Source organism: Amycolatopsis sp. cmx-4-83 (genome assembly GCF_046548815.1).
Classification (GTDB): Bacteria; Actinomycetota; Actinomycetes; order Mycobacteriales; family Pseudonocardiaceae; genus Amycolatopsis; species Amycolatopsis pretoriensis_A.
Genome location: NZ_JAEBEF010000012.1, coordinates 365,499 through 387,812 on the forward strand (window position 1 = coordinate 365,499; position 22,314 = coordinate 387,812).

Sequence of the window (22,314 nt, forward strand, 5' to 3'; positions counted from 1 at the left end):
ACCCGTTGAGTGGGCCTAAGTCCCACCGATGTGGTGTACGTCGCTCTTTGTTTTGGGACGATCGTTCAGGTAGTTTTCACACTATGGGTGCGTACCTCCTCCTCGCTTTGGCGATCGCCGCCGAGGTCTCCGCGACGGTCTCGCTGAAGCTCTCCGAGGGCTTCTCGAAGCTCGGGCCGTCGATCGTCGTGGTGATCGGGTACGCCATCGCGTTCGTCGCCCTGTCGTACGTCCTCAAGCTGGGGCTGCCGATCGGCGTCGCCTACGCGATCTGGGCCGCGGCGGGCGTCGCGCTGGTCGCGATCGTCGGCGTCGTGTTCCTCAAGGAGACCGTCAACGCGACCATGGTCGCCGGGCTGGCGCTGGTCATCGGCGGCGTGGTGCTGATCGAACTCGGGAGCGCATCGACGTGAAACTGCAAGTCGACGGCCGCAAGGCGCGGGGGGACAAACGGCGCGCGGAGATCATCGCGGCCACGCTGCGGATCATCGAGCGCGACGGCGTCGCGGGCGTGACCCACCGGACCGTCGCGGCCGAGGCCGGCGTGCCGACGACGTCCACGACCTACCACTTCACCTCGCTCGACGACCTGCTGATCGCGACCCTCATTTCGTGCGCCCGCGACATGGCGACCGAGGTCTACTGGATGATCGACCGGGCCCGGTCACGCGGCTCGCGGGGCGCCGAGGAGGTCGCGGGCCTGCTGGCCGAGGCACTGGGGCCGCGGCGCGGGCGCACGATGGCCGAGTACGAGCTGTACCTGCTGGCCGCGCGGAAGCCGGAGCTGCGCCCGGCCGCCCGGCGCTGGCTCGACGTGCTGACGTCGATGGTCCGCCACGACGACGAAGTGGCGTTCCGGGTGTTCCTCGCGGGCATCGACGGGCTGCTGATCCAGGGGCTCATCGACGACGAGCCGCCGTCCGCGGACGAGCTGCGTCCCGTCGTGGACTACCTGCTGAAACCGCGTTGACGCCGGTCTTAGTTTCGGATCATGCGGATCTTCGGTGAGTACGAGCTGGACGACGACCGGGCGCGGCTGGACCTCGACGTGGTGTGGAAGTTCCTCTCCACCGAGGCCTACTGGGGCCGCTGGCGCACGCGCGCGCAGGTCGAGGCCGCCGTCGCCGGCTCGTGGCGGATCGTCGCCGCCTACCGCGGCGGCGAGCAGGTCGGCTTCGCGCGCGCCTTCTCCGACGGCGTCGGGTCGGCGTACCTGGCCGACGTGTTCGTCGTCGACTCCGCGCGCGGCACCGGGCTCGGCAAGGAGCTCGTCCGGGAGATGATCGACAACGGGCCCGGCGCCGGCTTCCGCTGGATGCTGCACACCGCCGACGCGCACGGGCTGTACCGCCAGTTCGGCTTCGGCGAGCACACCAAGGGCCGTTACCTGGAACGCGAAGGCGTCAACCAGGAAGCCCTGCGCTGACGGCGTCCGGATCCGGCACCGGGCCGGCGCCGGATCCGGGTGCGGGAGTCAGCCCTTGTTCTCGTACACCGGCGTGAGCACCGCGCGGGCCAGCGTGTGGCCGAACATGTTGAAGCCCAAGAATGCCGGTGTCGCGTCCTCCGGCACTTCGAGTTTGTCGACGTCCAGCGCGTGCACGGCGAAGTAGTACCGGTGCGGGCCGTGCCCGGGCGGGGGCGCGGCGCCGAGGAACTGCTTGACCCCGCCGTCGCCCTTCAGCGTCACCGCGCCTTCGGGCAGGCCCGAACCGTCGCCCGCGCCGGAGGCCAGCTCCGTCACCGACGCCGGGACGTTGAACACGGCCCAGTGCCAGAAACCGCTGCCGGTGGGGGCGTCCGGGTCGTAGCAGGTGATCGCGAAGCTCTTCGTCTCGGCCGGGAAGCCCTCCCACGCCAGCTGCGGCGAACGGTCCTCGCCGCCGGCGCCGAAGATGCCGGACAAGTGGGGCGTGGCCAGGGTTTCACCGTCGGCGACGTCGGTGCTCGTGAGGGTGAACGACGGCACGTCGGGCAGGGATTCGTACGGGCCGGGTGCTTGCGGCATGGATCCTCCTGATCACGGAACTGGAGTCTTGCGCCAGGTTTGGCCCCCGGGACGGCCCCCGCGTGTCAGGGACGGATCTCAGGGTCATTCGGGGGGTTACCCCCATGTACTCGATCCCGCCCCGGCCATAACGTTCCTCACGCAGGGGAAACAACACTGAGGGGATCACGACCATGGCGCGCCCGCTCTTGGCTCTGGGTGGCATCGTCCTGATCGGCGTGGGGCTGGCGACCGCGTTCGGCTGGGGCTGGGGATCGGATTTCGAGAACAGCAGGACGCTCTCGGAGACGATCCGCAGCGTGAAGCTGGAAGGCGACTCGGGATCGGTGAAGATCCGCACCGGTTCGGGGCCGTCCACCGTGCACCAGTCGGTCAACTACCACTGGCGGGGCAAGCCGGGCGACACGTTCTACCGCGTCGACGGCGACCAGCTCGTGCTCACCGACTGCGGGAACAACTGCTCGGTCGACTTCGAGGTCGTCGTGCCGGAAGGCGTGCCGGTCAGCGGAAAGCTGGACTCCGGCGGGCTGGACGTCCGCGGGGTGGCCAGTGTGGACGTTCAGGCCGATTCGGGGCACGCCAAGGTCGAAGACGTACCGGGGCTGGTGAAGCTGCGGCTGGAAAGCGGCGGGATCGACCTGGAACACGTCGGTGAGGTCCAGGTGCACGCCAGTTCCGGCAGCATCGAGGGCAAGGGCGTGCGCGGCCCGGTCGACGTGACGTCCGAAAGCGGCAGCGTCGAGTTTTCGCTCGACCAGGCGAACAACGTGAAGGTGAAGGCCGACAGCGGGAGCGTCGACGTCACCGTGCCGGGCGGGCCGTACCGCGTCGTCGGCGACAGCGACAGCGGGCACCGCGACATCGACGTGCCGACCGACGGCTCCGCGCCGCACACGCTCGACCTCACGACCGACAGCGGCAGCGTCACGGTCCGCGCGGCCTGACTTTTTCCTTACTACGGGGGACTTTTTCCGATGGGCAAGATCGAACGGCGCGTGCTGGCTGCCGCGCTGCTGGGCGCGGTGGCGATGTTCGGGGTCGTCGGCTTCGCGCGTGGTGGATCCGCGGTGACTCCGGCGCAGGGGGTGCCGGTCACCGCGGATTCCCACTATCGAGTGACTTCCTGGGTGGGTACGCCCGCGGAAGTCGTTGTGCGGCAAGGAAACCCCGATTTCTTCTTCTCCTCCTGGACGACCCGCCGCTCCTGAACCGTCGGTGGTCGCTGTTAGGAATGGGGTGCGCCGAAGGACGGCGTGCAGGGGGAGGGATTCCAGCATGGATCTGCGCCGGTTCGCCGCGGTCGCCGCGGTGGTCGTGGTCATGGCGGCGGTGCCGTCCGTCGCCGAAGCTTCGGGCCTGTCTTGGCGGCCGTGCGCCACCCAGCAGGAGCCGGCGGCGGAGTGCGCGGCGGTCGACGTCCCGATCGACCGCGCGAGACCGGAGCTGGGGACGGCGCGGCTCGCGCTGGCCCGGCTGCCCGCGCTGGACCCGGCCCACCGGATCGGCTCGCTGCTGGTGAACCCGGGCGGGCCGGGCGGTTCCGGTGTCGGGTTCGTGCAGTTCGGCGGGCTCGCCTCGCCGGAGCTCGCCCGGCTGCGGCAGCGGTTCGACGTCGTGGGCTTCGACCCGCGCGGAGACTGGTTCAGCACACCGCGCATCACGTGCGGGCCGACGTTGTGGGAGCCGGCGCTCGACCGGTTCCCGGCGTCCCGGCCGGCGTTCGACGCGCTGGTGGCGCACAACCGCGAGGCGGGCGAAGACTGCCTGGCCCGCACCGGGCCGCTGCTCGCGAACGCGGACACGCAGAGCGCGGCCGAGGACATCGAGACGATCCGCGCCGCACTGGGCGAGTCGAAGATCTCGTGGCTGGGCCTGTCCTACGGCACCGAACTGGGCGCGGTCTACGCGTCGAAGCACCCCGGCCGGGTGCGCACGATGGTGCTCGACGGCGCCGTCGACCACGCCCGGCCGTTGCGCCAGGCGATCCTCGAGGAAGCCGCGGCGACCGAAGACGCGCTGGTCCGGTTCGCGGACTGGTGCCGCGGGTCGGCCGGCTGCGCCTTGCGGGGGAGTGACGTCCTCCGCTTCTACGACGACGTCGTGGCCCGCGCGGCGCGCGGCGCGGTGTGGGCGAGCGACCTGGGCCGCTCGGCGACGGCCGACGAGATCTCGGCCGGTGTCTACAACCACCTCTACCTCCGGGACGAATGGCCGGCGCTGGGCAAGGCGCTGGCCGCCGCCGGCGGGGAGTTCCCCGACGCCGAGGGGCTGACCGAGCGGAACCAGTTCCGCTCCCCGATCTACGGGGCGTACCGGGCGATCGGCTGCCACGACTTCCCGTCGCCGTTCACCGGCCCGGCGGACATGGGCGCGATGGCCGGCCTGCTGCGCGCGGTGGCGCCGCACAGCTGGCGGTACTCCGAATACTGGGACTTCACGAGCGGCTGCACCGGCTGGCCGGTCCCGGCGAAGAACCCGCCGCAGCCCCACCCGGTCCACGGCGCCCCGCCGATCCTGGTGGTCGGCGGCGCCCACGACCCGGCCACGCCGCTGTCCTGGGCCCGCGGCCTGGCGGCGAGCATCGACGGCTCGGCCCTGCTCACCCGCACCGACGACGGTCACACGGGCCTGTTCAACTCGGCCTGCGCCCGCGCGGTCGAGGTGGAGTACCTGGTGAGCGGGCTCACACCCGGTTTCCCCCGACTCTGCGGCCGGACCCGGGAACAAGAACCGGTACCGGCTCGTTAGGCTGGGTACGAAGGTTGAGCGCAGTCGACTCAAGTCCGGCTTGACGAGGCCCGCGAAGACCAGACTAAACTTGCCACGTACCCGCTCAAGGCGGGGACGAACGTGCAGGTCACGAACATAGCAGGCTTACACAGGAGGAAAGCACCATGGCGCGAGCGGTCGGCATCGACCTCGGCACGACCAACTCGGTCGTCGCCGTCCTTGAGGGCGGCGAGCCGACGGTCATCGCCAACTCTGAAGGTTCCCGGACCACCCCCTCGATCGTCGCCTTCGCCAAGAACGGCGAAGTGCTGACCGGTCAGCCGGCGAAGAACCAGGCCGTGACGAACGTCGACCGGACGATCCGGTCCGTGAAGCGGCACATCGGCACCGACTGGAAGACCGAGATCGACGGCAAGAACTACACGTCGCAGGAGATCAGCGCCCGGGTGCTGATGAAGCTCAAGCGCGACGCCGAGGCGTACCTGGGCGAGACCATCACCGACGCGGTGATCACCGTCCCGGCGTACTTCGAGGACGCGCAGCGGCAGGCCACCAAGGAAGCCGGGCAGATCGCCGGCCTGAACGTGCTCCGCATCGTCAACGAGCCGACCGCCGCCGCGCTGGCGTACGGCCTGGACAAGGGCGAGAAGGAACAGACCATCCTGGTCTTCGACCTCGGTGGTGGCACGTTCGACGTCTCGCTGCTGGAGATCGGCGAGGGCGTCGTCGAGGTCCGCGCGACCTCCGGTGACAACCACCTCGGTGGCGACGACTGGGACGAGCGCATCGTCAAGTGGCTGGTCGACAAGTTCAAGGCCACGAACGGCATCGACCTGACCAAGGACAAGATGGCGCTGCAGCGCATCCGCGAGGCGTCGGAGAAGGCGAAGATCGAGCTGTCCAGCTCGAACTCGGCCAGCATCAACCTGCCCTACATCACCGTGGACGCGGACAAGAACCCGCTGTTCCTCGACGAGACGCTGTCGCGCGCCGAGTTCCAGAAGATCACCTCGGACCTGCTCGAGCGCACCCGGAACCCGTTCAACAACGTCATCCGGGACGCGGGCATCGCCGTCGGCGACATCGACCACGTCGTGCTCGTCGGTGGTTCCACCCGCATGCCGGCCGTGTCCGAGCTGGTCAAGGAGCTGACCGGCGGCCGCGAGCCGAACAAGGGCGTGAACCCGGACGAGGTCGTCGCGGTCGGCGCGGCGCTGCAGGCCGGTGTGCTCAAGGGCGAGGTCAAGGACGTCCTGCTGCTGGACGTGACCCCGTTGTCGCTGGGCATCGAGACCAAGGGTGGCGTGTTCACCAAGCTCATCGAGCGCAACACGACGATCCCGACCAAGCGCTCGGAGATCTTCTCCACCGCGGACGACAACCAGCCGTCGGTGCAGATCCAGGTGTTCCAGGGTGAGCGCGAGATCGCCGCGCACAACAAGAAGCTCGGCATGTTCGAGCTGACCGGTCTCCCGCCCGCCCCGCGTGGCGTGCCGCAGATCGAGGTCACCTTCGACATCGACGCGAACGGCATCGTGCACGTCCTGGCCAAGGACCTCGGCACGAACAAGGAGCAGTCGATGACGATCACCGGTGGCTCCGCGCTGCCGAAGGACGACATCGAGCGCATGGTCAAGGACGCCGAGGCGCACGCCGAGGAAGACAAGACCCGCCGCGAAGAGGCCGAGACCCGCAACCAGGCCGAGACGCTGGTCTACCAGACCGAGAAGTTCCTCAAGGACAACGACGACAAGCTGCCCGAGGAACTCAAGGGCAAGGTCAAGTCCGCGATCGACGAGGCCAACGAAGCCCTGAAGGGCACGGACTCGACCAAGATCCGCGAGGCGATCGAGAAGCTGAACACCGCTTCGCAGGAGCTGGGCACCGCCCTGTACGCCAACGCGAACGCCGACGCGGCGGCCGGTGCGGCCGGTGCCTCTGGCGCGGCCGGGGACGCCGGTGCGGCCGGCGGCCAGGCCAAGGCCGATGACGTGGTGGACGCCGAGATCGTCGAAGAGGACGAGAAGAAGTGACCCACAGCTACGACGAATCCGAGAGCCAGGGCCGAGGCCCCGAGGAGCCGGTGGTCGTGCGGGATCGGCGTCGGGTGGACCCCCAGACCGGGCAGGTCCGCCCGCCCGGTCCGGCCCACGCCGCGCCGGAGCCGGACGAGGCGCCCGTGGAACACGCGGGTCCCTCGCTCGGCGAGTCCATTGTGGACGACTCGGTGTCGGTGGTCTCCGACGTGGAGAAGGAGCTGTCCGAGCGCACCGCCGACCTCCAGCGCCTGCAGGCGGAGTACGCCAACTACCGCAAGCGGGTCGAGCGCGACCGCGAGGCGGTCGTCCTCGGCGCGAAGGCGACCGTGGTGAACGACCTGCTGCCGCTGCTCGACGACCTCGAGCGGGCCGAGCAGCACGGTGACCTCACCGGCGCGTTCAAGGCGGTCGGCGACAAGCTGATCAGCGGCCTGCAGCGCGCGGGGCTCGAGTCGTTCGGCAACGAGGGCGAGCCCTTCGACCCGAGCGTGCACGAAGCCGTGCAGCACAACACCTCGCCGGAGGTGGCGGGCCCGACGGTCACCGTGGTCATGCGCCGCGGTTACCGCTTCGGGGACCGCGTACTGCGGGCGGCGCTGGTCGGCGTGACCGACCACGAGCCCGGCGCGGCCCCGGTGGACCCGCCCGTCGGTGGCGAGCTGCCACTCGGCGGCGGAGTCGATGAACAGCAGCAGTAAGACGTATCCGGTTCAAGTGGGAGGAGGAGACGCCCGATGAGTGCACGGGAATGGATCGGTAAGGACTTCTACCGTGAACTGGGCGTCTCTTCCGACGCCACCTCGGACGAGATCAAGAAGGCCTACCGGAAGCTGGCCAAGGAGAACCACCCGGACGCGAACGCCGGCAACGCCGACGCGGAGCAGAAGTTCAAGGCGGTCTCCGAGGCGTATGGCGTGCTCTCCGACGCGAGCAAGCGCAAGGAGTACGACGAAGCGCGACGGCTGTTCGGCAGCGGGGGCGGGTTCAACTTCCCCGGCGGTGGCGGCGGCACCGGCAGCTTCGACGTCGGGGACATCTTCGGCCAGGCCGGCGCCAACCAGCAGGGTGGCTTCGGCGGGCTCGGGGACATCCTCGGCGGGCTGTTCGGCCGCGGCCGCGGGCCGGCGGGCGCGACGGCGAACCGGCCGCAGCGCGGTGCCGACGTCGAGACGGACGTCCGGATCGACTTCACCGAGGCGGTCAAGGGCGCGACCCTGCCGCTGCGGCTGTCGAGCCCGGCGACCTGTTCGACGTGCAGCGGCAACGGTGCGAAGCCGGGCACGTCGCCGCGGACCTGCCCGACCTGTTCCGGTTCGGGGCTGGTCAGCCGCAGCCAGGGTGCCTTCGCGTTCTCGGAGCCGTGCCGCGACTGCCGCGGCCGCGGGACGATCATCGACGACCCGTGCCCCGAGTGCGGCGGCGAAGGCGTCAGCACGCGGACCCGCACGCTGACGGTCCGGATCCCGCCGGGCGTCGACGACGACCAACGGATCCGGCTGGCCGGTCAGGGCGAGCCGGGCCGGGGCGGCGCGCAGGCGGGCGACCTGTACGTCCGGGTGCACGTGGCTCCGCACAAGCTGTTCGGGCGCAAGGCGCTCGACCTGACGGTCACCGTGCCGGTCGACTTCACCGAACTGGCGCTCGGCACCACGATCACGGTGCCGACGCTCGAGGGCAAGGTCTCGCTCAAGGTGCCGCCGGGCACCGCGAGCGGCCGGGTGCTGCGCGTGCGCGGTAAGGGCATCGCCAAGCGCGACGGTGCGCAAGGTGACCTGCTCGTCACCCTCCAGGCGGCGATTCCCGCCAAACTGGACGACAAGGCGCGCGAAGCACTGCAGGCGTACGCCGAGTCGATGGCCGGGCACGACCCCCGGCCCGAGATCACTGAGCTGCTCGAAGGCAGGTGAGTGGGATGTTCGGCGGGATCCCGCAGGAAGGCGACGAAGAGACCCCGGTGTTCGTCATCTCGGTGGCGGCCCAGCTCGCCGGGATGCACGCGCAGACGCTGCGCACCTACGACCGGCAGGGCCTGGTGTCACCGGGCCGCACCTCCGGTGGCGGGCGGCGCTACTCGATGCGGGACATCGCGCTGCTGCGCGAGGTCCAGCGCCTGTCGCAGGAGGACGGCGTCAACCTGGCCGGCATCAAGCGCATCATCGAGCTGGAGAACCAGGTCGACGCGCTGCGGGCCCGGATCACCGAGCTGACCGAGGAACTGGCCGCGGCGTACGTGGCCGGCGAACAGGCCGCGGCGGCCGCGCACGCGTCCTACCGCCGGGACCTCGTGCCGCTCAACCAGCAGACCGCCATGGTGGTCTGGCGTCCCAAGCGCCGCTGAGCACGTGAACCGCGAAGGCCTCCCCGGGTGACCGGGGAGGCCTTCGTGCGTCAGAGCTCCAGCCGCGGCCAGGCCGCGAGGTCGGCCAGCATCCGGCGGTCGTGCGTCGCGACGATCACCGCGGCCGGGGTCTTCAGCAAGGCCTCGGTCAGCTCCTCGACGAGCACCGCCGACAGGTGGTTGGTCGGCTCGTCGAAGACGAGCACGTCCGGCCGTCCGGCCAGCCGCAGGGCGAGGTCGAGCCGGCGTTGCTGACCCTGCGACATCCGCCCGACCGGGGTGCGCAGCGCTTCGGCGTCGAGCAGTCCCATCGCCGAAAACGGGACGCCCGCTCGCTCGAACAGCGCGCGAGCGGTGAGCTCTTCAGGCCACGCCGGGACTTCCTGGCCGATCAGGGCCACTTTCGCGCGGGCCAGGTGCCGGACCGAACCCGTTGTCGGCGTGAGCTTTCCGGCGAGCGCGGACAGCAGCGTCGACTTGCCCGCACCGTTCTCGCCGGTGACCAGCAGCCGGTCGCCGCGGTCGAGTGACAGCGTCACCGGGCCGGTGAGCCGTCCGGCGACGCCGACGTCGTCCAGGCGGACGAGCGCCTGAGCGCCGGAGCCGAGATCCGGCCACCACAACGACAACGGTGGTTCGGGCACGGTGACGCGGTGCGCTTCGAGCGCGGCCCGTTCCCGGTTGAGGGCCTGGACGACGCCGGGCGCGCGGGTCTGCCGCTGGTGCCGTCCGGTGCCCTTGTCCGGGCGCCAGCCGGTGCTGAGCCGGTCGCGGGCCTGCGCCACCGCGGCGGTGAGCTGCCGATGGGCGTCCTGCTGCTCCTCGTGGTCCTGCACCCACCGCTCCCGGTCGCGGCGGCGCCCGTCCTGCCAGGCGTCGTAACCCCCGGCGTACCGGCGCGGACGGCCGTCCTGGCTGGGGTCGAGGTCGAGGAACTCGGTCGCGACGTCGGCCAGCAGCGCCCGGTCGTGGCTGACCAGCGCGACCCCGCCGTCGTGCCCGCGCAGGCGGGCGGTGAGGAACGCGAGGCCGGCGGCGTCGAGGTGGTTGCCGGGCTCGTCGAGCAGCAGGAAGTCGTACCGCGCGCCGAGCAGGCAGGCCAGCCGCACGCGGTAGCGCTGCCCCACCGAAAGCGTGCTCAGCGCCCGGCCGCGGTCGGCACAGGCGTCGAGCGCTTCGAGCGCGACGTCGACGCGGCGCTCGGCGTCCCACGCGTCGAGGCGCGTGGCCGCGTCGAGCGCGACGGCGTAGCGATCTTCGGCGCCTTCGGCCGACTTCGCGAGATCTTCGGTGGCGGTATCGAGGGCGCGCAGGGCGGCGTGGACGTCCCGCAACGCCGCGGTGGTCAGCGTCCCGACGGTCTCGCCGGACCGGAACGGCAACGCCTGCCGCGCGACTCCGACGGTGCCGGTCCGGTGCACGACCCCGTGATCGGGCGCGCGAAGGCCGGCGAGGACGTGCAGCAACGTGGTTTTGCCACGCCCGTTCTCGCCGACGACGGCCAGCCGCGACCGGGCGGAAACGGTGACGCTGACGTCGTGCAGCACCCGGCGCGAGCCGAGCGTGACGCCGACGCCTTCCGCGCGCAGGTGGACGGGCTGGGAGGAAAGAGGGGAAGACAAGGGTGGCTCCGCGGCTCAGGAGGGAGCCGGGCAGCACGGAAGCGGCCGCCCGGCAAGGACCGGAACGGCGGGCAGAAAAGGGGGTGCACCGCCGTCAGCGGCGGTTCCGCAACCTCATGAAGACGGGACAGGAGTACATGATCGCGAGGCTAACCCGCGCGGAGGGGGGCGGCCAAGCGAATAACCGACCGGACGGCGAGGGCCGGCCCGCGCGAGCGCGGGACCGACGCGCGGCAGCCGCGGGCAGCCCCTCCCGGGTGCCCGCGGCTTCGTGTCGCGGTCAAGCCTTGAAGTTCAGCAGTTGCTTCACCTCTGCCGTCCGCGACTCGATCACCCGGCGGGCCAGGTCGCGGGCCTCGGCGTTCACGCCGCCGGAAGTTCCGTTCTCCGACTGGGCCAGCTCCACCGCGCCTTGCTGCTGGCCCGTCAGCACGTCGAGGAACTTGCGGGTGAACTCCTGGTCCGGCGCCGACTTCAGCGCTCCCACCAGGTCCGGGGCCGTCATCTTCATGCCGCCGTGGCCCGCGTGGGCTTGGGGGTTCGCGTCCATCGTCTCGGGCTCGTTCCAGGCTCGGAGCCAGCTCTTCACCTGGTCGACCTCGGTCCGCTGCGTCACCTCGATCGCCGCCGCCAGTTCCTTCAGCGGGGCCGGAACCGCGCGGCCCGCGGCGAGGTGGGCGATCTCGATCCCCTGCTCGTTCTGGGGGATCAGCATCTGCAGGAACATCACGTCGGCCGCGTTGTGGGACGGGGCGGCCGGCGTCGCGCCGCTGCTGCATCCGGTCAGCAGCAGCGCGACGACGGCCAGGACCAGCCTCACTGGCGCTGCCAGAGGGCCGGGGTGTTCGGCGGCTCCCAGCCCGCGATCGCCGTGTGCGGCTGGAGGCAGCGGTAGCTCGCGCCGTTGTACGTCACGACGTCGCCCGCCTTGTACGCCGTGCCCGCCGACCAGGTGCCGGTCGACGGCGGGGTCGTCGTCGGGGGCGGGGTCGTGGTGGGCGGCGGGGTCGTGGTCGGGGGCGGCGTGGTGGTGGGCGGCGGAGTGGTGCCCCCGCCGCCGACCTGCAGGTCGACGCAGCTGTAGAACGCGTTGGCCGTGTCCGAGATGTTCCAGATGGCCAGCACCTTGATCCGGCCCGAGTACCCGGCCAGGTTCACCGTGTGCGACAGCGTCGGTGGCGGCTGCTGGTTGTTGCCGTTGAAGACCGCGACACGCGTGTTGCCGACGTAGTACTCGTAGTTCGTCGTCGAGTGGCGGGCGGTGAACACCCAGTTGAACGTCACCGTGCTGCCGACGGACTTCGCGGGCCACGCCTTCGATTCGTCGTTCAGCTGGGCGAACTGGGACAGCCCGCCGTTGCAGCTGCGCAGCCCCTTCGGGCCTTCGACGCTCTGCGGTTCGTAGACGATCTCGCCGCAGTTCGAGACCTTCCCGGCCGCGCAGTTGGCCTGCCGGCTGGGCGGGTCGGAGATGTACCCGTGGGCACTCGCGGTGGCCGCGGGGAGGACGACGACCAGCACCGGCGCCAGCAGGGCACCGGCCGCGGCCGCGAAGAGCTTTCGTTTCCAGGTCATTTCGGCTCCTCGAGGGGGAACAGCTCTGTTCCGGGGGGAGGACGAACGAGCACATCCGGGGAAGATGTGGTCTAGACCATAAGTCGATTCGGGCACAACGGTCAACGAACTACCGCCGTTCGACGATTTCGCTGCTCCGCTCGGCTCAGTGCGAAGGTCGGGACGGCTGCTGCAGGTGTTCGCCGAAGAAAGACGTCACTCGGCGCCAGGCGTCTTCCGACGCTTCGTGGTGGTAGGTGAACCCGACCACCTTGAGCAGCAGGTTCAGCGGCAGGGCGACGTCGATCTTGTTCGCGAACCCGTGGCTCGCGCCCGGGTACTCCTTGACGTCGTGCGGGATCTCGCGCTCGGTGAGCGCCGTCTCGAGCTTCGCCGCCGCGCCGCGCAGCGAGAAGTCCTTCTTGCCGAAGCTGGCGACGACCGGGCAGGCGTCGTCGAGCACCGACAGGTTCTTCGGCAGCTGCCCGTAGTACGGCGCCGACGCCTCGAACCCGCGGGCCGCCGCGACGAGGGCGAAGCCGCCGCCCATGCAGAAGCCGGCGATGCCGATCCGGCCCGTGCAGTCCGGGCGGGCGGCGAGCAGCGCGCGGGACGCCTCGATGTCGTCGAAGCTGCGCCCCCGGTTGGCGAACATGTCCGAAAACACCCGGCGCACGCAGCGGCGCATGCCCCCGCGCGAGTACAGGTCCGGGCTGAGCGCCAAGAAGCCCTCGGCGGCGAAGCGGTCGGTGATGTTCTTCGTGTCCTGGCTCAGCCCGAAAGCGTCGTGGATGAGCACCACGCCGGGGTGCGGCCCTTCGCCGGCGGGTTCCGCCAGGTAGCCGCCGATGGTGCCGTCCGAAACCGGAATCGTCATCTCCATATCGGCGACGATAGCGTGTTCAATCCAAGGTGAACGGGTCGTACGAAATCCGCTCCAGGTCGATCCCCTTGGCGAGCAGCTTCGCGATGGTGGATTGGATCATCGGCGGCGAGCCGGAAACGAGGACGTCGTGGTTCTTCCACGAACCCCGCTGCGTCACGGCGTGCGCGAGCGTGCCGCGGTCGCCGCCGGCCACCGCGCCTTCCTCGGTGACCGGCGTGACCGTCAGCCATTTGGACGTCGCGGCCAGCCGGCGCAAATCGTCCAATGCGTACAAATCTTCCGGTCTTCGGCCGCCGAAGAACAGGTGCACCGGCGGATTACGCTTCCAGCGCGCCAGGTCGTCGATGATCGCCATCAGCGGCGTGATGCCGGTGCCGCCGCCGATCAGCAGCAGACGCCGCTTGGTGGTGGTCGGCCGCACGTCGAGCGCGCCCATCGACGGCCCGAGGCGCCAGACGTCACCCGGCCGGGTGTGGTTGACGATGCTGCCGCTGACCCAGCCGCCGGGCACCGCGCGCACGTGGAACGTGAGCTGCCCGTCGCCGCGCGGCGCGTTCGCCGGGGACAGGTACCGCCAGAACCGGGGCCGCTGCGGCACTTCGACGCTGACGTACCCGCCGGCGCGGTACGGCAGCAGCCCCTCGGTGCGCACCTTCACCAGCGCGACGTCGCGGGCGAGTTTCCGGTGCTCCAGCACGGTCGCCGACCACGCCGCCGGCCCGGTCTCCGCCTGCGCCGCCTCGCGCATGGTCTTGGAGATGAGCCCGTACGCCGAGGTCCACGCCGATTCGACCTCGTGCGTCCACTTCTCCTTGAGGAACCGCTTGAGCGCCGCGATCAGCGCCACGCCGACGGCGTCGTAGTGGCGGGAGACGACGGCGAACTTGCGGTGGTCGCGGCCCAGCTGGCCGAGGAAGGTGACCAGCTCGTCGGGCCGGTCGACCATCTGCACGACGTACACGAGCGCGCGCAGCAGCCTGCTCCGCTGGGTCGACATGGTGACCGGGAACAGGTCACGGCAATCGGGGGCGATCACGAACAACGCGCCGTAGAAGTACTGCGCCAGTTCGTCGGCTCTCGGCTCGACGGCCGCAAAACTTTCACGAATCAATCGCGCCAGTTCGCGACCTTCCACGGCCGAAACAGGAAGTGTCTCGGGCAGCGTGGAGATCTTCACGGATTCAGCATTCATCGGGAACGGTAATCTCCAGTCGTGCACAGGTAAAAGCGCCGTCCATGCGGCGTCGCTGTCGCGGTGCCGCCCCCGAGGGTTCCCGACTGTAGGCGCATTCCCGTGCAGATGCGCGTGATTCCGCGTGGTCCCGCTCGATCGGAGCAATTTGGACACACCGGGTCAACCCGATCTGGCACTGCGTAAAAACGATCAGTTCACGGTGAAATGTTCACCGGACAGGAGTATTGCCTTTCCGGTGTTACGGGAATCAGTCGATCGTGAACGGATCGTATTGGATCTGGTCCAGTGCGCTGCCCGCCACGAGCATGCGCGAGACCGTCGCGCGGATCATCGCCGGCGAGCCGGACACGAGGATGTCGTGGCCGGGCCAGGCGCCGTAGCGCGTGACGGCCTCGGCCAGCGTGCCCTGCTCGAACCCGGGGACGTCGCCGCCGCGCTCCACCACCGGCGAGATGGTGAGCCACGGGTTGATGGCCGCGAGCGCGCGCAGCTCTTCGAGGTCGTAGAGGTCCTCACGGGACGGTCCGCCGTAGAAGAGGTGCGTCTTCGGGTTCTCGCCCCAGAGCGCGAGGTGGTCGAGGATCGAGCGCAGCGGCGCCACGCCGGTGCCGCCGGCGATCATCAGCACGCCTCGTGACGCTTCGCGGTCGACCGTCAGCCGGCCGAGTGGCGGGCCGAGCCGCCAGACGTCGCCGGGCTGGGTGTGGCTGACGATGGCGCGGGAGACCCAGCCGCCGTCGACCGCGCGGACGTGGAACTCGATGCCGCCGTCCTCGCGCGGCGCGTTCGCCGGCGAAAGGTAGCGCCACAGCCGCGGCCGCTGCGGCACTTCGACGCTCATGTACTGGCCGGGGTGGTAGGGCACCGGCTGCTCCGGCCGCAGCCGGACGAGGGCGAGGTCCCAGGTCAGCCGCCGGTGCTCGACCACGGTGGCGTGCCACGACGGCGGGTTCTGGTCGGCCGCGGCGGCGTCCTGCATGGCCCGCGCGGCGATCGTGAAGGCCTCGGCCCACGCGCGTTCGACCTCCGGCGTCCACTCCCGGCCGAGGTGGTTCTTGAGCGACGCGAGCAGGGCCGTCCCGACGGCTTCGTAGTGCCGCGGCACCACGCCGAACTTGCGGTGGTCGCGCCCGAGCTGGCGCAGGAACGGCGCCAGGTCGTCGGGCCGGTCCACCATCTGCACGATGTGCACCAGCGCGCGGACCAGCCGGCCGCGCTGGATCTCCATGTTGATCGGGAAGAAGTCGCGCGTGGTGGGGGCCAGGGTGAACAGCATCCCGTAGAAGAACTGGGAGATGTCCGCGATGTACGGCTCGGACTTCGCCCAGCTGTCCCGGATGAGCTTGACCATCGCGGCGACGGCGGCGGGGGCTTCACGCGGGGCCGAAGACCTGGGGAGCGGGCTGACCGAGTCGGCGGTCATGAGGGGGTGTTCACGGGTCGGGGACCGCCTCCTGGGTCCATCGCCACTGCAGCCACCTCGTCACTCGAACGCGCCGCGCGCGCGGCCCGTCCGCAGGGTAGCCGCCGGGCGGCCTTTTGCCCGCATTGTTGCTCCGACCGGGTGTATTTCCGCCGGTGGGAGCGTGGGCGACCTCACCGATCGGATGGTTGCCCTGAGCAAGCGTCCGGCAATAAACTTGTATTGCACAACTAAGGGAGGTTCCGATGGGCTTCGACGACACCGACGACGACGTCCGGGTCGAGCTCATGCGCGAGCTGAAGACGGCTTCCCAGCTCCAGCACGCCTGGATCATGCAGGCCTGGCAGAGCGAGCCGGGACTGCACCCGGCGGCCGCGATGCTGCTCTCCGACCTGGCGAAGAACGGCGAGGCCCGGCCGTCCGAGCTGGCGAAACGCCGTTTCGTCGACCTCTCCGTGGTGAGCAGGCAGATCGCCCAGCTCTCCGCCGCCGGGCTGGTCGACCGCCGTCCCGCGCCCGAGGACGGCCGCGCGTCGCTGGTCAGCGTGTCGGAAAAGGGGCGGGCCGAGCTCGTCCGCTGGCGCGCCAACTACCTCGAGTTCATGGAAAAGGCGCTCGGCGGCTGGGACGACGAGCGCGTCACCGAGCTCACCGAGCGGCTCGCGGGGATGAACGAGGACCTCCGCCGCGCGCTCGGCAGCGCGGCCTGCGGGGCCGGCTCGACCAGGTGACGCAGGGCCGCCGCGGGGACACCCGCAGTGGCCTTTTGCCAGCCGTACTGTCTCCGTTCGGGCCTGACTTCGCGGTGTTCGGCCGGGTTAACTTCGGTAGGTGACGCGTAGCCGGGTCGCACTGCTGTGCGCGTTGGGGATCGACAACTTCGGCTCTGGTCTGTTCCTCCCGTTGGCGCTGGTCTACGTGACTCAGGTGGTCGGGGTGCCGCTCGCCGTGGCGGGCACGGCCGTCACCCTCGGCACCGTCGGCGGCCTCGTCGTGCCGCCGCTCGCCGGCCGGCTCGTCGACCGCATCGGGCCGCGGACGGTGGTGGTCGGGGCCCAGCTGCTGCAGGCCGCCGGGACGGGCGCCTACCTCATCGCCGGCGGCCCGGGCCCGGTGGTGGTCGCGGCGGTGCTGCTCGCGACCGGCCAGCAGTTGTTCTACAGCTCCCTGTTCGTGCTCATCGCCGACGTCGCGGGCGACGTCCAGAAGGATCGGCCGTTCGCCGAGGTGGGGATGGTGCGGGCCGGCTGCTTCGGCCTCGGCGGGCTCACCGCGGGCGCGCTCCTGACGTGGGCCGGCACGTCCGGGTACCGCATCGCGCTGGCCTTGGACGCGCTGACGTTCTTCGCGGCGGCGTTGATCCTGGTCTTCTTCGTCCGGCTGGCGCGCCCGGTGAAGCGGCCCGCCGAGCAGTCGGTCCGGGTGCTCCGGAACCGGCCCTACCTCGCGCTGATCCTGTTCAGCGGCCTCTTCGGGCTTTCGCTCGACTTCTTCCTGATCGGCATGCCGGTGTTCGTGCTCGACCGGCTGCACGGCCCGGTCTGGCTGCCCGGCGCGATCCTCGCCCTGCTGACCGTGCTGACCAGCGTCGGCGGCACGATCGCGCTGCGGCTCACCGCGCGGCTGACGCGGCTCGCCGCGATGCGCGCGGGTTCGGCGTTGTTCGCCGCGTGGTGCCTGGTCAGCCTCGGCGTGCTGCTGGTCCCCGACGGCTGGCAGGTCGTCTACCTGCTGGCGTCGACGCTCGTGTTCGCCGCCGGCGACCTGGTCTTCGGGCCGCGGTCGGGGGCGCTGGCCGAGGCCGCGGCACCTCCGGTCGCCCGCGGGCGTTATCTCGCTGCGTACCAGTACGCGTTCGCCGTGGCGCAGGTGATCGCGCCGGTCGTGGTCGCGTTGTTTTCGGTGGCCGACTGGTTACCCTGGGTGCTGGTCGGGGCGTGCGCCGGGCTCGCCGTGGCCGGGCTCGGGACACTGGGATCACGGCTGCCGGCAGGTGCCGTGGCACCAGGTCAGAGTTGAGCGGAACAGACTCAAGTTTTCGTGCGTTAAGGGTAGTGACGGGCCTCGGTCAGGCCTGTCACCAGTACTTTCGAGTTATCGAGCATGAGGTGAGGGATGGACGCTTTCAACCCGACCACGAAGACCCAGCAGGCGATCTCGTCGGCGGCGCAGGCGGCCACGATGGCGGGCAACCCCCACGTGTCGGCCGCGCATCTGCTGGGCGCCCTGCTGGCGCAGGGTGAGGGGCTGACCGCACCGCTGCTGACCGCGGTCGGGGCCGACCCGGAGGTGGTGCACAAGGAGCTGGAGCCGCTCATCGCGGCGCTGCCGTCGGCGACCGGCGCGACCGTGTCGAGCCCGCAGTTCGACACCCACGCCGTCAAGTCGCTGACGCGCGCCCAGAAGCTCGCCACCGAACTGGGCGACGAGTACGTCTCGACCGAGCACCTGCTCGTCGGGCTCGCGACCGAGGGCGGCCAGGTCGCCGACCTGCTCAAGCGCCACGGTGCGACGCCGGACGCGCTGCAGGAGGCGTTCGTCAAGGTCCGCGGCTCCGCCCGGATCACCAGCGAGGACCCGGAGAGCACGTTCAAGGCGCTGGAGAAGTACGGCGTCGACCTCACCGAGCGGGCCCGGCGCGGCGAGCTGGACCCGGTCATCGGCCGCGACACCGAGATCCGCCGCGTCGTGCAGGTGCTGTCGCGGCGCACCAAGAACAACCCGGTCCTGATCGGCGAGCCGGGCGTCGGCAAGACGGCCATCGTCGAAGGGCTGGCCCAGCGCATCGTCGCCGGGGACGTGCCCGAATCGCTGCGCGGCAAGCGCGTCGTCGCCCTCGACCTGGGGTCGATGGTGGCCGGCGCGAAGTTCCGCGGCGAGTTCGAGGAGCGGCTGAAGGCCGTGCTCAAGGAGATCACCGACTCCGCGGGCGAGGTCGTCACGTTCATCGACGAGCTGCACACGATCGTCGGCGCCGGCGCGACCGGCGAGGGCGCGATGGACGCGGGCAACATGATCAAGCCGATGCTCGCCCGCGGCGAGCTGCGGATGGTCGGCGCGACCACGCTCGACGAGTACCGCCAGCACATCGAGAAGGACGCCGCCCTGGAGCGGCGCTTCCAGCAGGTGCTCGTCGGCGAGCCGTCGCCCGAGGACACCATCGCGATCCTTCGCGGGCTGAAGGAGCGCTACGAGGTGCACCACGGTGTCCGGATCACGGACGCCGCGCTGGTCGCCGCCTCGACGTTGTCCGACCGCTACATCACCGCGCGCTTCCTGCCGGACAAGGCGATCGACCTGGTCGACGAAGCCGCGTCCAAGCTGCGCATGGAGATCGACTCGCGGCCGGTGGAGATCGACGAGGTCGAGCGCTCCGTCCGGCGCCTGGAGATCGAGGAGATGGCGCTCGCCAAGGAGAGCGACGCCGCCTCGAAGGAACGGCTCAACGCGTTGCGCGCCGAGCTGGCCGAGAAGCGCGAGTCGCTGACGGCGCTGACCGCCCGCTGGCAGAACGAGAAGGGCTCCATCGAGCGCGTCCGCGAGCTCAAGGAGCAGCTCGAGCAGCTGCGCGGCGAGTCCGAACGCGCCGAGCGCGACGGCGACCTCGGCAAGGCCGCCGAGCTGCGCTACGGCCGGATCCCGGCGCTGGAGAAGGAGTTCGAAGCGGCCACCGAGGCGAACGAGGCCAGCCGGCAGAACGTCATGCTCAAGGAAGAGGTCGGCGCTGACGACGTCGCGGACGTCGTCAGCGCGTGGACCGGCATCCCGGCGGGACGGCTGCTGGAGGGCGAGACCGGCAAGCTGCTGCGGATGGAGGAGGAGCTCGGCCGGCGCGTCATCGGGCAGGCCGAGGCCGTGCAGGTCGTCTCGGACGCGGTGCGCCGCAGCCGGGCCGGCGTCGCCGACCCCGACCGCCCGACCGGTTCGTTCCTGTTCCTCGGCCCGACCGGCGTCGGCAAGACCGAGCTGGCCAAGGCACTGGCGGAGTTCCTGTTCGACGACGAGCGCGCGATGCAGCGCATCGACATGAGCGAGTACGCCGAGAAGCACTCGGTGGCGCGCCTGGTCGGTGCCCCGCCGGGCTACGTCGGGTACGACCAGGGCGGCCAGCTGACCGAGGCCGTCCGGCGCCGGCCGTACTCGGTGGTGCTGCTCGACGAGGTCGAGAAGGCCCACCCGGACGTCTTCGACGTGCTGCTGCAGGTCCTCGACGACGGGCGGCTGACCGACGGCCAGGGCCGGACGGTGGACTTTCGGAACACCATCCTGATCCTGACGTCCAACCTCGGCTCGCAGGCCATCGCCGACCCGAACCTCGACGAGCGGCAGCGGCGGGACGCGGTGCTCTCGGTGGTGCAGCGGCAGTTCAAGCCGGAGTTCCTCAACCGGCTCGACGACATCGTCGTGTTCCACTCGCTCGGCACCGAGCAGCTGACGTCCATTGTGGACATCCAGGTGGCGCGGCTGGCCGCGCGGCTGGCGCAGCGCCGGCTCCACCTCGACGTCACGGACGGCGCCCGCGAGTGGCTCGCCCTCAACGGCTTCGACCCGATCTACGGCGCCCGCCCGCTGCGGCGGCTGGTCCAGTCGGCGATCGGCGACAAGCTGGCGAAGGAGCTGCTGTCGGGAGAGATCCGCGACGGCGACACGGTGCGCGTCGACATCCCGGAGCTGGAAGCCGGTGACTCGCTGACCGTCGAGCGCGTCTGAACCTCGTGAGTGGTCAGGGCGGTTCCAACCGCCCTGACCACTCACGAGGACGGGCGTCCACTGTAGAGATTTGTCGACTCGGCGCGGGGATTTGATCCGAATGGGCCCGGCGACACGGGTACCGGCCATCAGCTCTTCGGCCTAGCAGGCGATACCCTGCACGTCGTGGGTATTCCGGCGTGGATCTGGTTCGTCATCGCGGCCGTCGCCCTGGTGGCCGGCCTCGGGCTGCTCGCGGCCGACCGGGCGAAGGAGGGCTCGCGCAACCGCGAGCGCATGCGCTGGGCTCAGTTGCGCGGCTGGCAGTTCGTCGAGGAGGACGAACGGCTGCCGCAGCAGTGGTCCAACGGCGCGATCGGCTACTTCGGCGCGGACGCCGCCGTCAACGTCGTCGCGGGGTCGACCTTCACCTCCGACGGCCGCCGGCCCGTGTTCATCTTCGACATCGAGTCCGAGGGGCAGATCCCGGCCGTCGTCGTCGCCGTGCGCTGCAACAAGAAGCACCGGATCCCGATCGAGATGTGGCTGTCCAGCGTGCCCTTCCAGCGCGCCGACATGCCCGAGATGCTCGGCCCGATCGGCTCACGCTACGCCTTCGCGGACGACGCCGACGGTGCCCGCGCGGTGATCACCCAGGAGCTCGTCGACGCCGCGGACCAGCTCGGCGGCGACGTCGGCGTGGCCTGGCTCGAGGCCGAGTGGGTGCTCGCGAGCGTCGTCCCGACCGCCGGGCCCTCGCGGCTCGAGCGGCTGTTGCGCGACCTCGGCGAGATCGCGGACATCGTCGACCCGTTCGACGAGGACTACGACGCGGGCCGCCACCAGGCGAGTGCGCCCATCCCGACCCCGGGCTCGACCCCGCCCGCCACCCCGGCCGCCGGGACGCCGGTCCAGCAGCCGCCCGCCGAGCCGACGCAGCAGGACTAGGGGTTCAGCGGGCGGTCGAACAGGCTGCCCGAGAACGACGGGGTGAGGGTGCCCCGCACGGTGGCCGCCCCGCCCTGGACGTGGACCACGCGGTCGACGCCGAGGTCGCCGCTGATCGAGCCGGCCGAAAGGTCGTGCGACACCTTCACCAGGCCGCCGGCCGGGCCGAGCTGACCGCCCACCTCGTGCTGCTGGCCGAGGTCGAGGTCGCCGGCGAACTGCCCGCTCGCGTGCTGCTCCGACGACGTGCCGACGGCGCCGAGCCGGCCGAGGTCGACGGCCTGCCCGGACGAGCGGCGCACGGCGAGCCCGCCGGTGAGGTCGCCGGCGAACCGCCCGGTGGGGCTCAGCCCGGTGTCGACCTGCTCGGCGTGCTCGCTCAGCACGTCGACGCCGTTGCCCAGCAGGACGCCGTGGTGCGCGCTGTCGCTCGTGCCGAGCCGCGCGGGCGCGGGCGAGCCGGCCAGGCGCTGCTCGTCGCCGGCGGTCACGACGGCCTGGCCGATCCCGACGTCCTGGCGGCCGGCCCGGCTCGCGAAGGCACCGGACGAACCGGCGCCCGCGGCCTCCCCGACGTCGGCGAGGAACCGGGCTTCGCCGACCCGCTTGCCGAAGACGTCGCGGCGGCCCGCGGTGAGGCCGTCGCCGTCGAGCTGCCCGGCGTGCTGGTGGTCGACGGGCAACGAGATGCCGTTCAGCGGCAGGGTGACGTCGGTGGGGCTCGCCAAGGCGGCGGCGGGGGCCGCGAAGAGCAGTGCGACGGGCGCCGCACCGGCGGCGACTTTGGGCAGGTAGCCGCTTTTCCGCTTGCTGTGCTTACCCATGCGCCGGACCATACTTCCCCGTCGGCTCGAACGCATGTCTGCCCGTGACCAGCGGGTA

22 protein-coding genes are annotated in these 22,314 nt (G+C 70.9%); 14 read left to right on the forward strand and 8 right to left on the reverse strand.

What is annotated here, in order from left to right; translation table 11 throughout:
* Positions 1–83: 83 nt before the first annotated feature.
* Genes ACLJQM_RS35965 through ACLJQM_RS35975 form a run of 3 tightly spaced genes read left to right on the forward strand, consistent with a single transcriptional unit; the run spans position 84 to position 1,426 of the window.
* Complete coding sequence (locus tag ACLJQM_RS35965) at positions 84–413, forward strand: DMT family transporter (protein ID WP_247016633.1); 330 nt, start codon at positions 84–86, stop codon at positions 411–413.
* A complete protein-coding gene (locus tag ACLJQM_RS35970) occupies positions 410–970 on the forward strand; it encodes a TetR/AcrR family transcriptional regulator (RefSeq protein WP_360777834.1) in 561 nt (186 codons plus the stop codon). Before ACLJQM_RS35965 ends, ACLJQM_RS35970 begins: the two co-directional genes overlap by 4 nt.
* A gap of 21 nt (positions 971–991) precedes the next feature.
* Positions 992–1,426 (forward strand): GNAT family N-acetyltransferase, encoded by a 435-nt coding sequence (locus ACLJQM_RS35975; protein WP_247016637.1) that lies wholly within the window; start codon positions 992–994, stop codon positions 1,424–1,426.
* Between the two features lie 48 nt (positions 1,427–1,474).
* On the opposite strand, the gene ACLJQM_RS35980 is transcribed toward ACLJQM_RS35975, so the two are convergent.
* Positions 1,475–2,008, reverse strand: a complete 534-nt coding sequence (locus ACLJQM_RS35980; protein ID WP_247016639.1) for a YbhB/YbcL family Raf kinase inhibitor-like protein — start codon at positions 2,006–2,008, stop codon at positions 1,475–1,477.
* Between the two features lie 173 nt (positions 2,009–2,181).
* Here ACLJQM_RS35980 and ACLJQM_RS35985 point away from each other — a divergent pair, with 173 nt between their 5' ends.
* The 7 genes from ACLJQM_RS35985 to ACLJQM_RS36015 all read left to right on the forward strand — a co-directional run bounded on the left by ACLJQM_RS35985 (position 2,182) and on the right by ACLJQM_RS36015 (position 9,115).
* Entirely contained in the window at positions 2,182–2,952 is a 771-nt protein-coding gene (locus ACLJQM_RS35985; RefSeq protein ID WP_360777831.1) for a DUF4097 family beta strand repeat-containing protein, read from the forward strand.
* Positions 2,953–2,982: 30 nt separating this feature from the next.
* Positions 2,983–3,216 (forward strand): hypothetical protein, encoded by a 234-nt coding sequence (locus ACLJQM_RS35990; RefSeq protein WP_360777829.1) that lies wholly within the window; start codon positions 2,983–2,985, stop codon positions 3,214–3,216.
* Between the two features lie 67 nt (positions 3,217–3,283).
* Positions 3,284–4,756 carry an alpha/beta hydrolase gene (locus ACLJQM_RS35995; protein WP_410634787.1) on the forward strand — a complete coding sequence of 491 codons (1,473 nt, stop codon included), beginning with the start codon at positions 3,284–3,286 and terminating at the stop codon, positions 4,754–4,756.
* 146 nt (positions 4,757–4,902) lie between these two features.
* Entirely contained in the window at positions 4,903–6,771 is a 1,869-nt protein-coding gene (gene dnaK / locus ACLJQM_RS36000) for a molecular chaperone DnaK (protein ID WP_247016647.1), read from the forward strand.
* The gene (gene grpE / locus ACLJQM_RS36005) at positions 6,768–7,475 is read left to right on the forward strand and encodes a nucleotide exchange factor GrpE (protein WP_410634789.1); all 708 of its coding nucleotides are present in this window, start codon (positions 6,768–6,770) and stop codon (positions 7,473–7,475) included. The genes dnaK and grpE overlap by 4 nt, the downstream gene beginning before the upstream one ends.
* 36 nt (positions 7,476–7,511) lie before the next feature.
* Positions 7,512–8,684, forward strand: coding sequence for a molecular chaperone DnaJ (dnaJ, locus tag ACLJQM_RS36010; RefSeq protein WP_410634790.1), 1,173 nt, complete (start codon positions 7,512–7,514; stop codon positions 8,682–8,684).
* A 5-nt stretch (positions 8,685–8,689) separates the two neighbouring features.
* Positions 8,690–9,115 (forward strand): heat shock protein transcriptional repressor HspR, encoded by a 426-nt coding sequence (locus ACLJQM_RS36015; protein WP_125308982.1) that lies wholly within the window; start codon positions 8,690–8,692, stop codon positions 9,113–9,115.
* Positions 9,116–9,165: 50 nt separating this feature from the next.
* Here ACLJQM_RS36015 and ACLJQM_RS36020 read toward each other — a convergent pair whose 3' ends face one another.
* The 6 genes from ACLJQM_RS36020 to ACLJQM_RS36045 all read right to left on the reverse strand — a co-directional run bounded on the left by ACLJQM_RS36020 (position 9,166) and on the right by ACLJQM_RS36045 (position 15,795).
* Entirely contained in the window at positions 9,166–10,737 is a 1,572-nt protein-coding gene (locus ACLJQM_RS36020) for an ABC-F family ATP-binding cassette domain-containing protein (RefSeq protein ID WP_410634791.1), read from the reverse strand.
* A 280-nt stretch (positions 10,738–11,017) separates the two neighbouring features.
* A complete protein-coding gene (locus ACLJQM_RS36025; protein WP_360777821.1) occupies positions 11,018–11,557 on the reverse strand; it encodes a DUF305 domain-containing protein in 540 nt (179 codons plus the stop codon).
* Positions 11,554–12,312, reverse strand: a complete 759-nt coding sequence (locus ACLJQM_RS36030) for a lytic polysaccharide monooxygenase (protein WP_247016657.1) — start codon at positions 12,310–12,312, stop codon at positions 11,554–11,556. The genes ACLJQM_RS36025 and ACLJQM_RS36030 overlap by 4 nt, the downstream gene beginning before the upstream one ends.
* A gap of 145 nt (positions 12,313–12,457) precedes the next feature.
* Positions 12,458–13,174 (reverse strand): dienelactone hydrolase family protein, encoded by a 717-nt coding sequence (locus ACLJQM_RS36035; RefSeq protein ID WP_410634793.1) that lies wholly within the window; start codon positions 13,172–13,174, stop codon positions 12,458–12,460.
* 19 nt (positions 13,175–13,193) lie between these two features.
* Positions 13,194–14,297, reverse strand: coding sequence for a globin domain-containing protein (locus ACLJQM_RS36040; RefSeq protein WP_410634835.1), 1,104 nt, complete (start codon positions 14,295–14,297; stop codon positions 13,194–13,196).
* 322 nt (positions 14,298–14,619) lie between these two features.
* Positions 14,620–15,795, reverse strand: a complete 1,176-nt coding sequence (locus ACLJQM_RS36045; protein ID WP_247016663.1) for a globin domain-containing protein — start codon at positions 15,793–15,795, stop codon at positions 14,620–14,622.
* A 245-nt stretch (positions 15,796–16,040) separates the two neighbouring features.
* Here ACLJQM_RS36045 and ACLJQM_RS36050 point away from each other — a divergent pair, with 245 nt between their 5' ends.
* The 4 genes from ACLJQM_RS36050 (at position 16,041) to ACLJQM_RS36065 (ending at position 21,432) form a co-directional block, all read left to right on the forward strand.
* Positions 16,041–16,526 (forward strand): MarR family winged helix-turn-helix transcriptional regulator, encoded by a 486-nt coding sequence (locus tag ACLJQM_RS36050; protein ID WP_360777816.1) that lies wholly within the window; start codon positions 16,041–16,043, stop codon positions 16,524–16,526.
* Between the two features lie 100 nt (positions 16,527–16,626).
* Entirely contained in the window at positions 16,627–17,814 is a 1,188-nt protein-coding gene (locus ACLJQM_RS36055) for an MFS transporter (RefSeq protein WP_360777814.1), read from the forward strand.
* Between the two features lie 96 nt (positions 17,815–17,910).
* Positions 17,911–20,505: an ATP-dependent chaperone ClpB gene (gene clpB / locus ACLJQM_RS36060; RefSeq protein ID WP_247016668.1), complete on the forward strand. Its 2,595-nt coding sequence runs from the start codon at positions 17,911–17,913 to the stop codon at positions 20,503–20,505.
* 165 nt (positions 20,506–20,670) lie between these two features.
* Positions 20,671–21,432, forward strand: coding sequence for a hypothetical protein (locus ACLJQM_RS36065; protein WP_360777812.1), 762 nt, complete (start codon positions 20,671–20,673; stop codon positions 21,430–21,432).
* Here the strand turns inward: ACLJQM_RS36065 and ACLJQM_RS36070 are convergent.
* Positions 21,429–22,256: a hypothetical protein gene (locus ACLJQM_RS36070; protein WP_410634795.1), complete on the reverse strand. Its 828-nt coding sequence runs from the start codon at positions 22,254–22,256 to the stop codon at positions 21,429–21,431. The two genes, ACLJQM_RS36065 and ACLJQM_RS36070, sit on opposite strands and share 4 nt — an antisense overlap.
* Positions 22,257–22,314 lie beyond the last annotated feature (58 nt).

Coding starts and splice junctions, on each gene's coding strand:
- ACLJQM_RS35965 (WP_247016633.1), top strand. CDS start 84: ATGGGTGCGTACCTCCTCCTCGCTTTGGCGATCGCCGCCGAGGTCTCC.
- ACLJQM_RS35975 (WP_247016637.1), top strand. CDS start 992: ATGCGGATCTTCGGTGAGTACGAGCTGGACGACGACCGGGCGCGGCTG.
- ACLJQM_RS35980 (WP_247016639.1), bottom strand. CDS start 2,008: ATGCCGCAAGCACCCGGCCCGTACGAATCCCTGCCCGACGTGCCGTCG.
- ACLJQM_RS35985 (WP_360777831.1), top strand. CDS start 2,182: ATGGCGCGCCCGCTCTTGGCTCTGGGTGGCATCGTCCTGATCGGCGTG.
- ACLJQM_RS35990 (WP_360777829.1), top strand. CDS start 2,983: ATGGGCAAGATCGAACGGCGCGTGCTGGCTGCCGCGCTGCTGGGCGCG.
- ACLJQM_RS35995 (WP_410634787.1), top strand. CDS start 3,284: ATGGATCTGCGCCGGTTCGCCGCGGTCGCCGCGGTGGTCGTGGTCATG.
- dnaK (WP_247016647.1), top strand. CDS start 4,903: ATGGCGCGAGCGGTCGGCATCGACCTCGGCACGACCAACTCGGTCGTC.
- dnaJ (WP_410634790.1), top strand. CDS start 7,512: ATGAGTGCACGGGAATGGATCGGTAAGGACTTCTACCGTGAACTGGGC.
- ACLJQM_RS36015 (WP_125308982.1), top strand. CDS start 8,690: ATGTTCGGCGGGATCCCGCAGGAAGGCGACGAAGAGACCCCGGTGTTC.
- ACLJQM_RS36030 (WP_247016657.1), bottom strand. CDS start 12,312: ATGACCTGGAAACGAAAGCTCTTCGCGGCCGCGGCCGGTGCCCTGCTG.
- ACLJQM_RS36035 (WP_410634793.1), bottom strand. CDS start 13,174: ATGGAGATGACGATTCCGGTTTCGGACGGCACCATCGGCGGCTACCTG.
- ACLJQM_RS36045 (WP_247016663.1), bottom strand. CDS start 15,795: ATGACCGCCGACTCGGTCAGCCCGCTCCCCAGGTCTTCGGCCCCGCGT.
- ACLJQM_RS36050 (WP_360777816.1), top strand. CDS start 16,041: ATGGGCTTCGACGACACCGACGACGACGTCCGGGTCGAGCTCATGCGC.
- clpB (WP_247016668.1), top strand. CDS start 17,911: ATGGACGCTTTCAACCCGACCACGAAGACCCAGCAGGCGATCTCGTCG.
- ACLJQM_RS36070 (WP_410634795.1), bottom strand. CDS start 22,256: ATGGGTAAGCACAGCAAGCGGAAAAGCGGCTACCTGCCCAAAGTCGCC.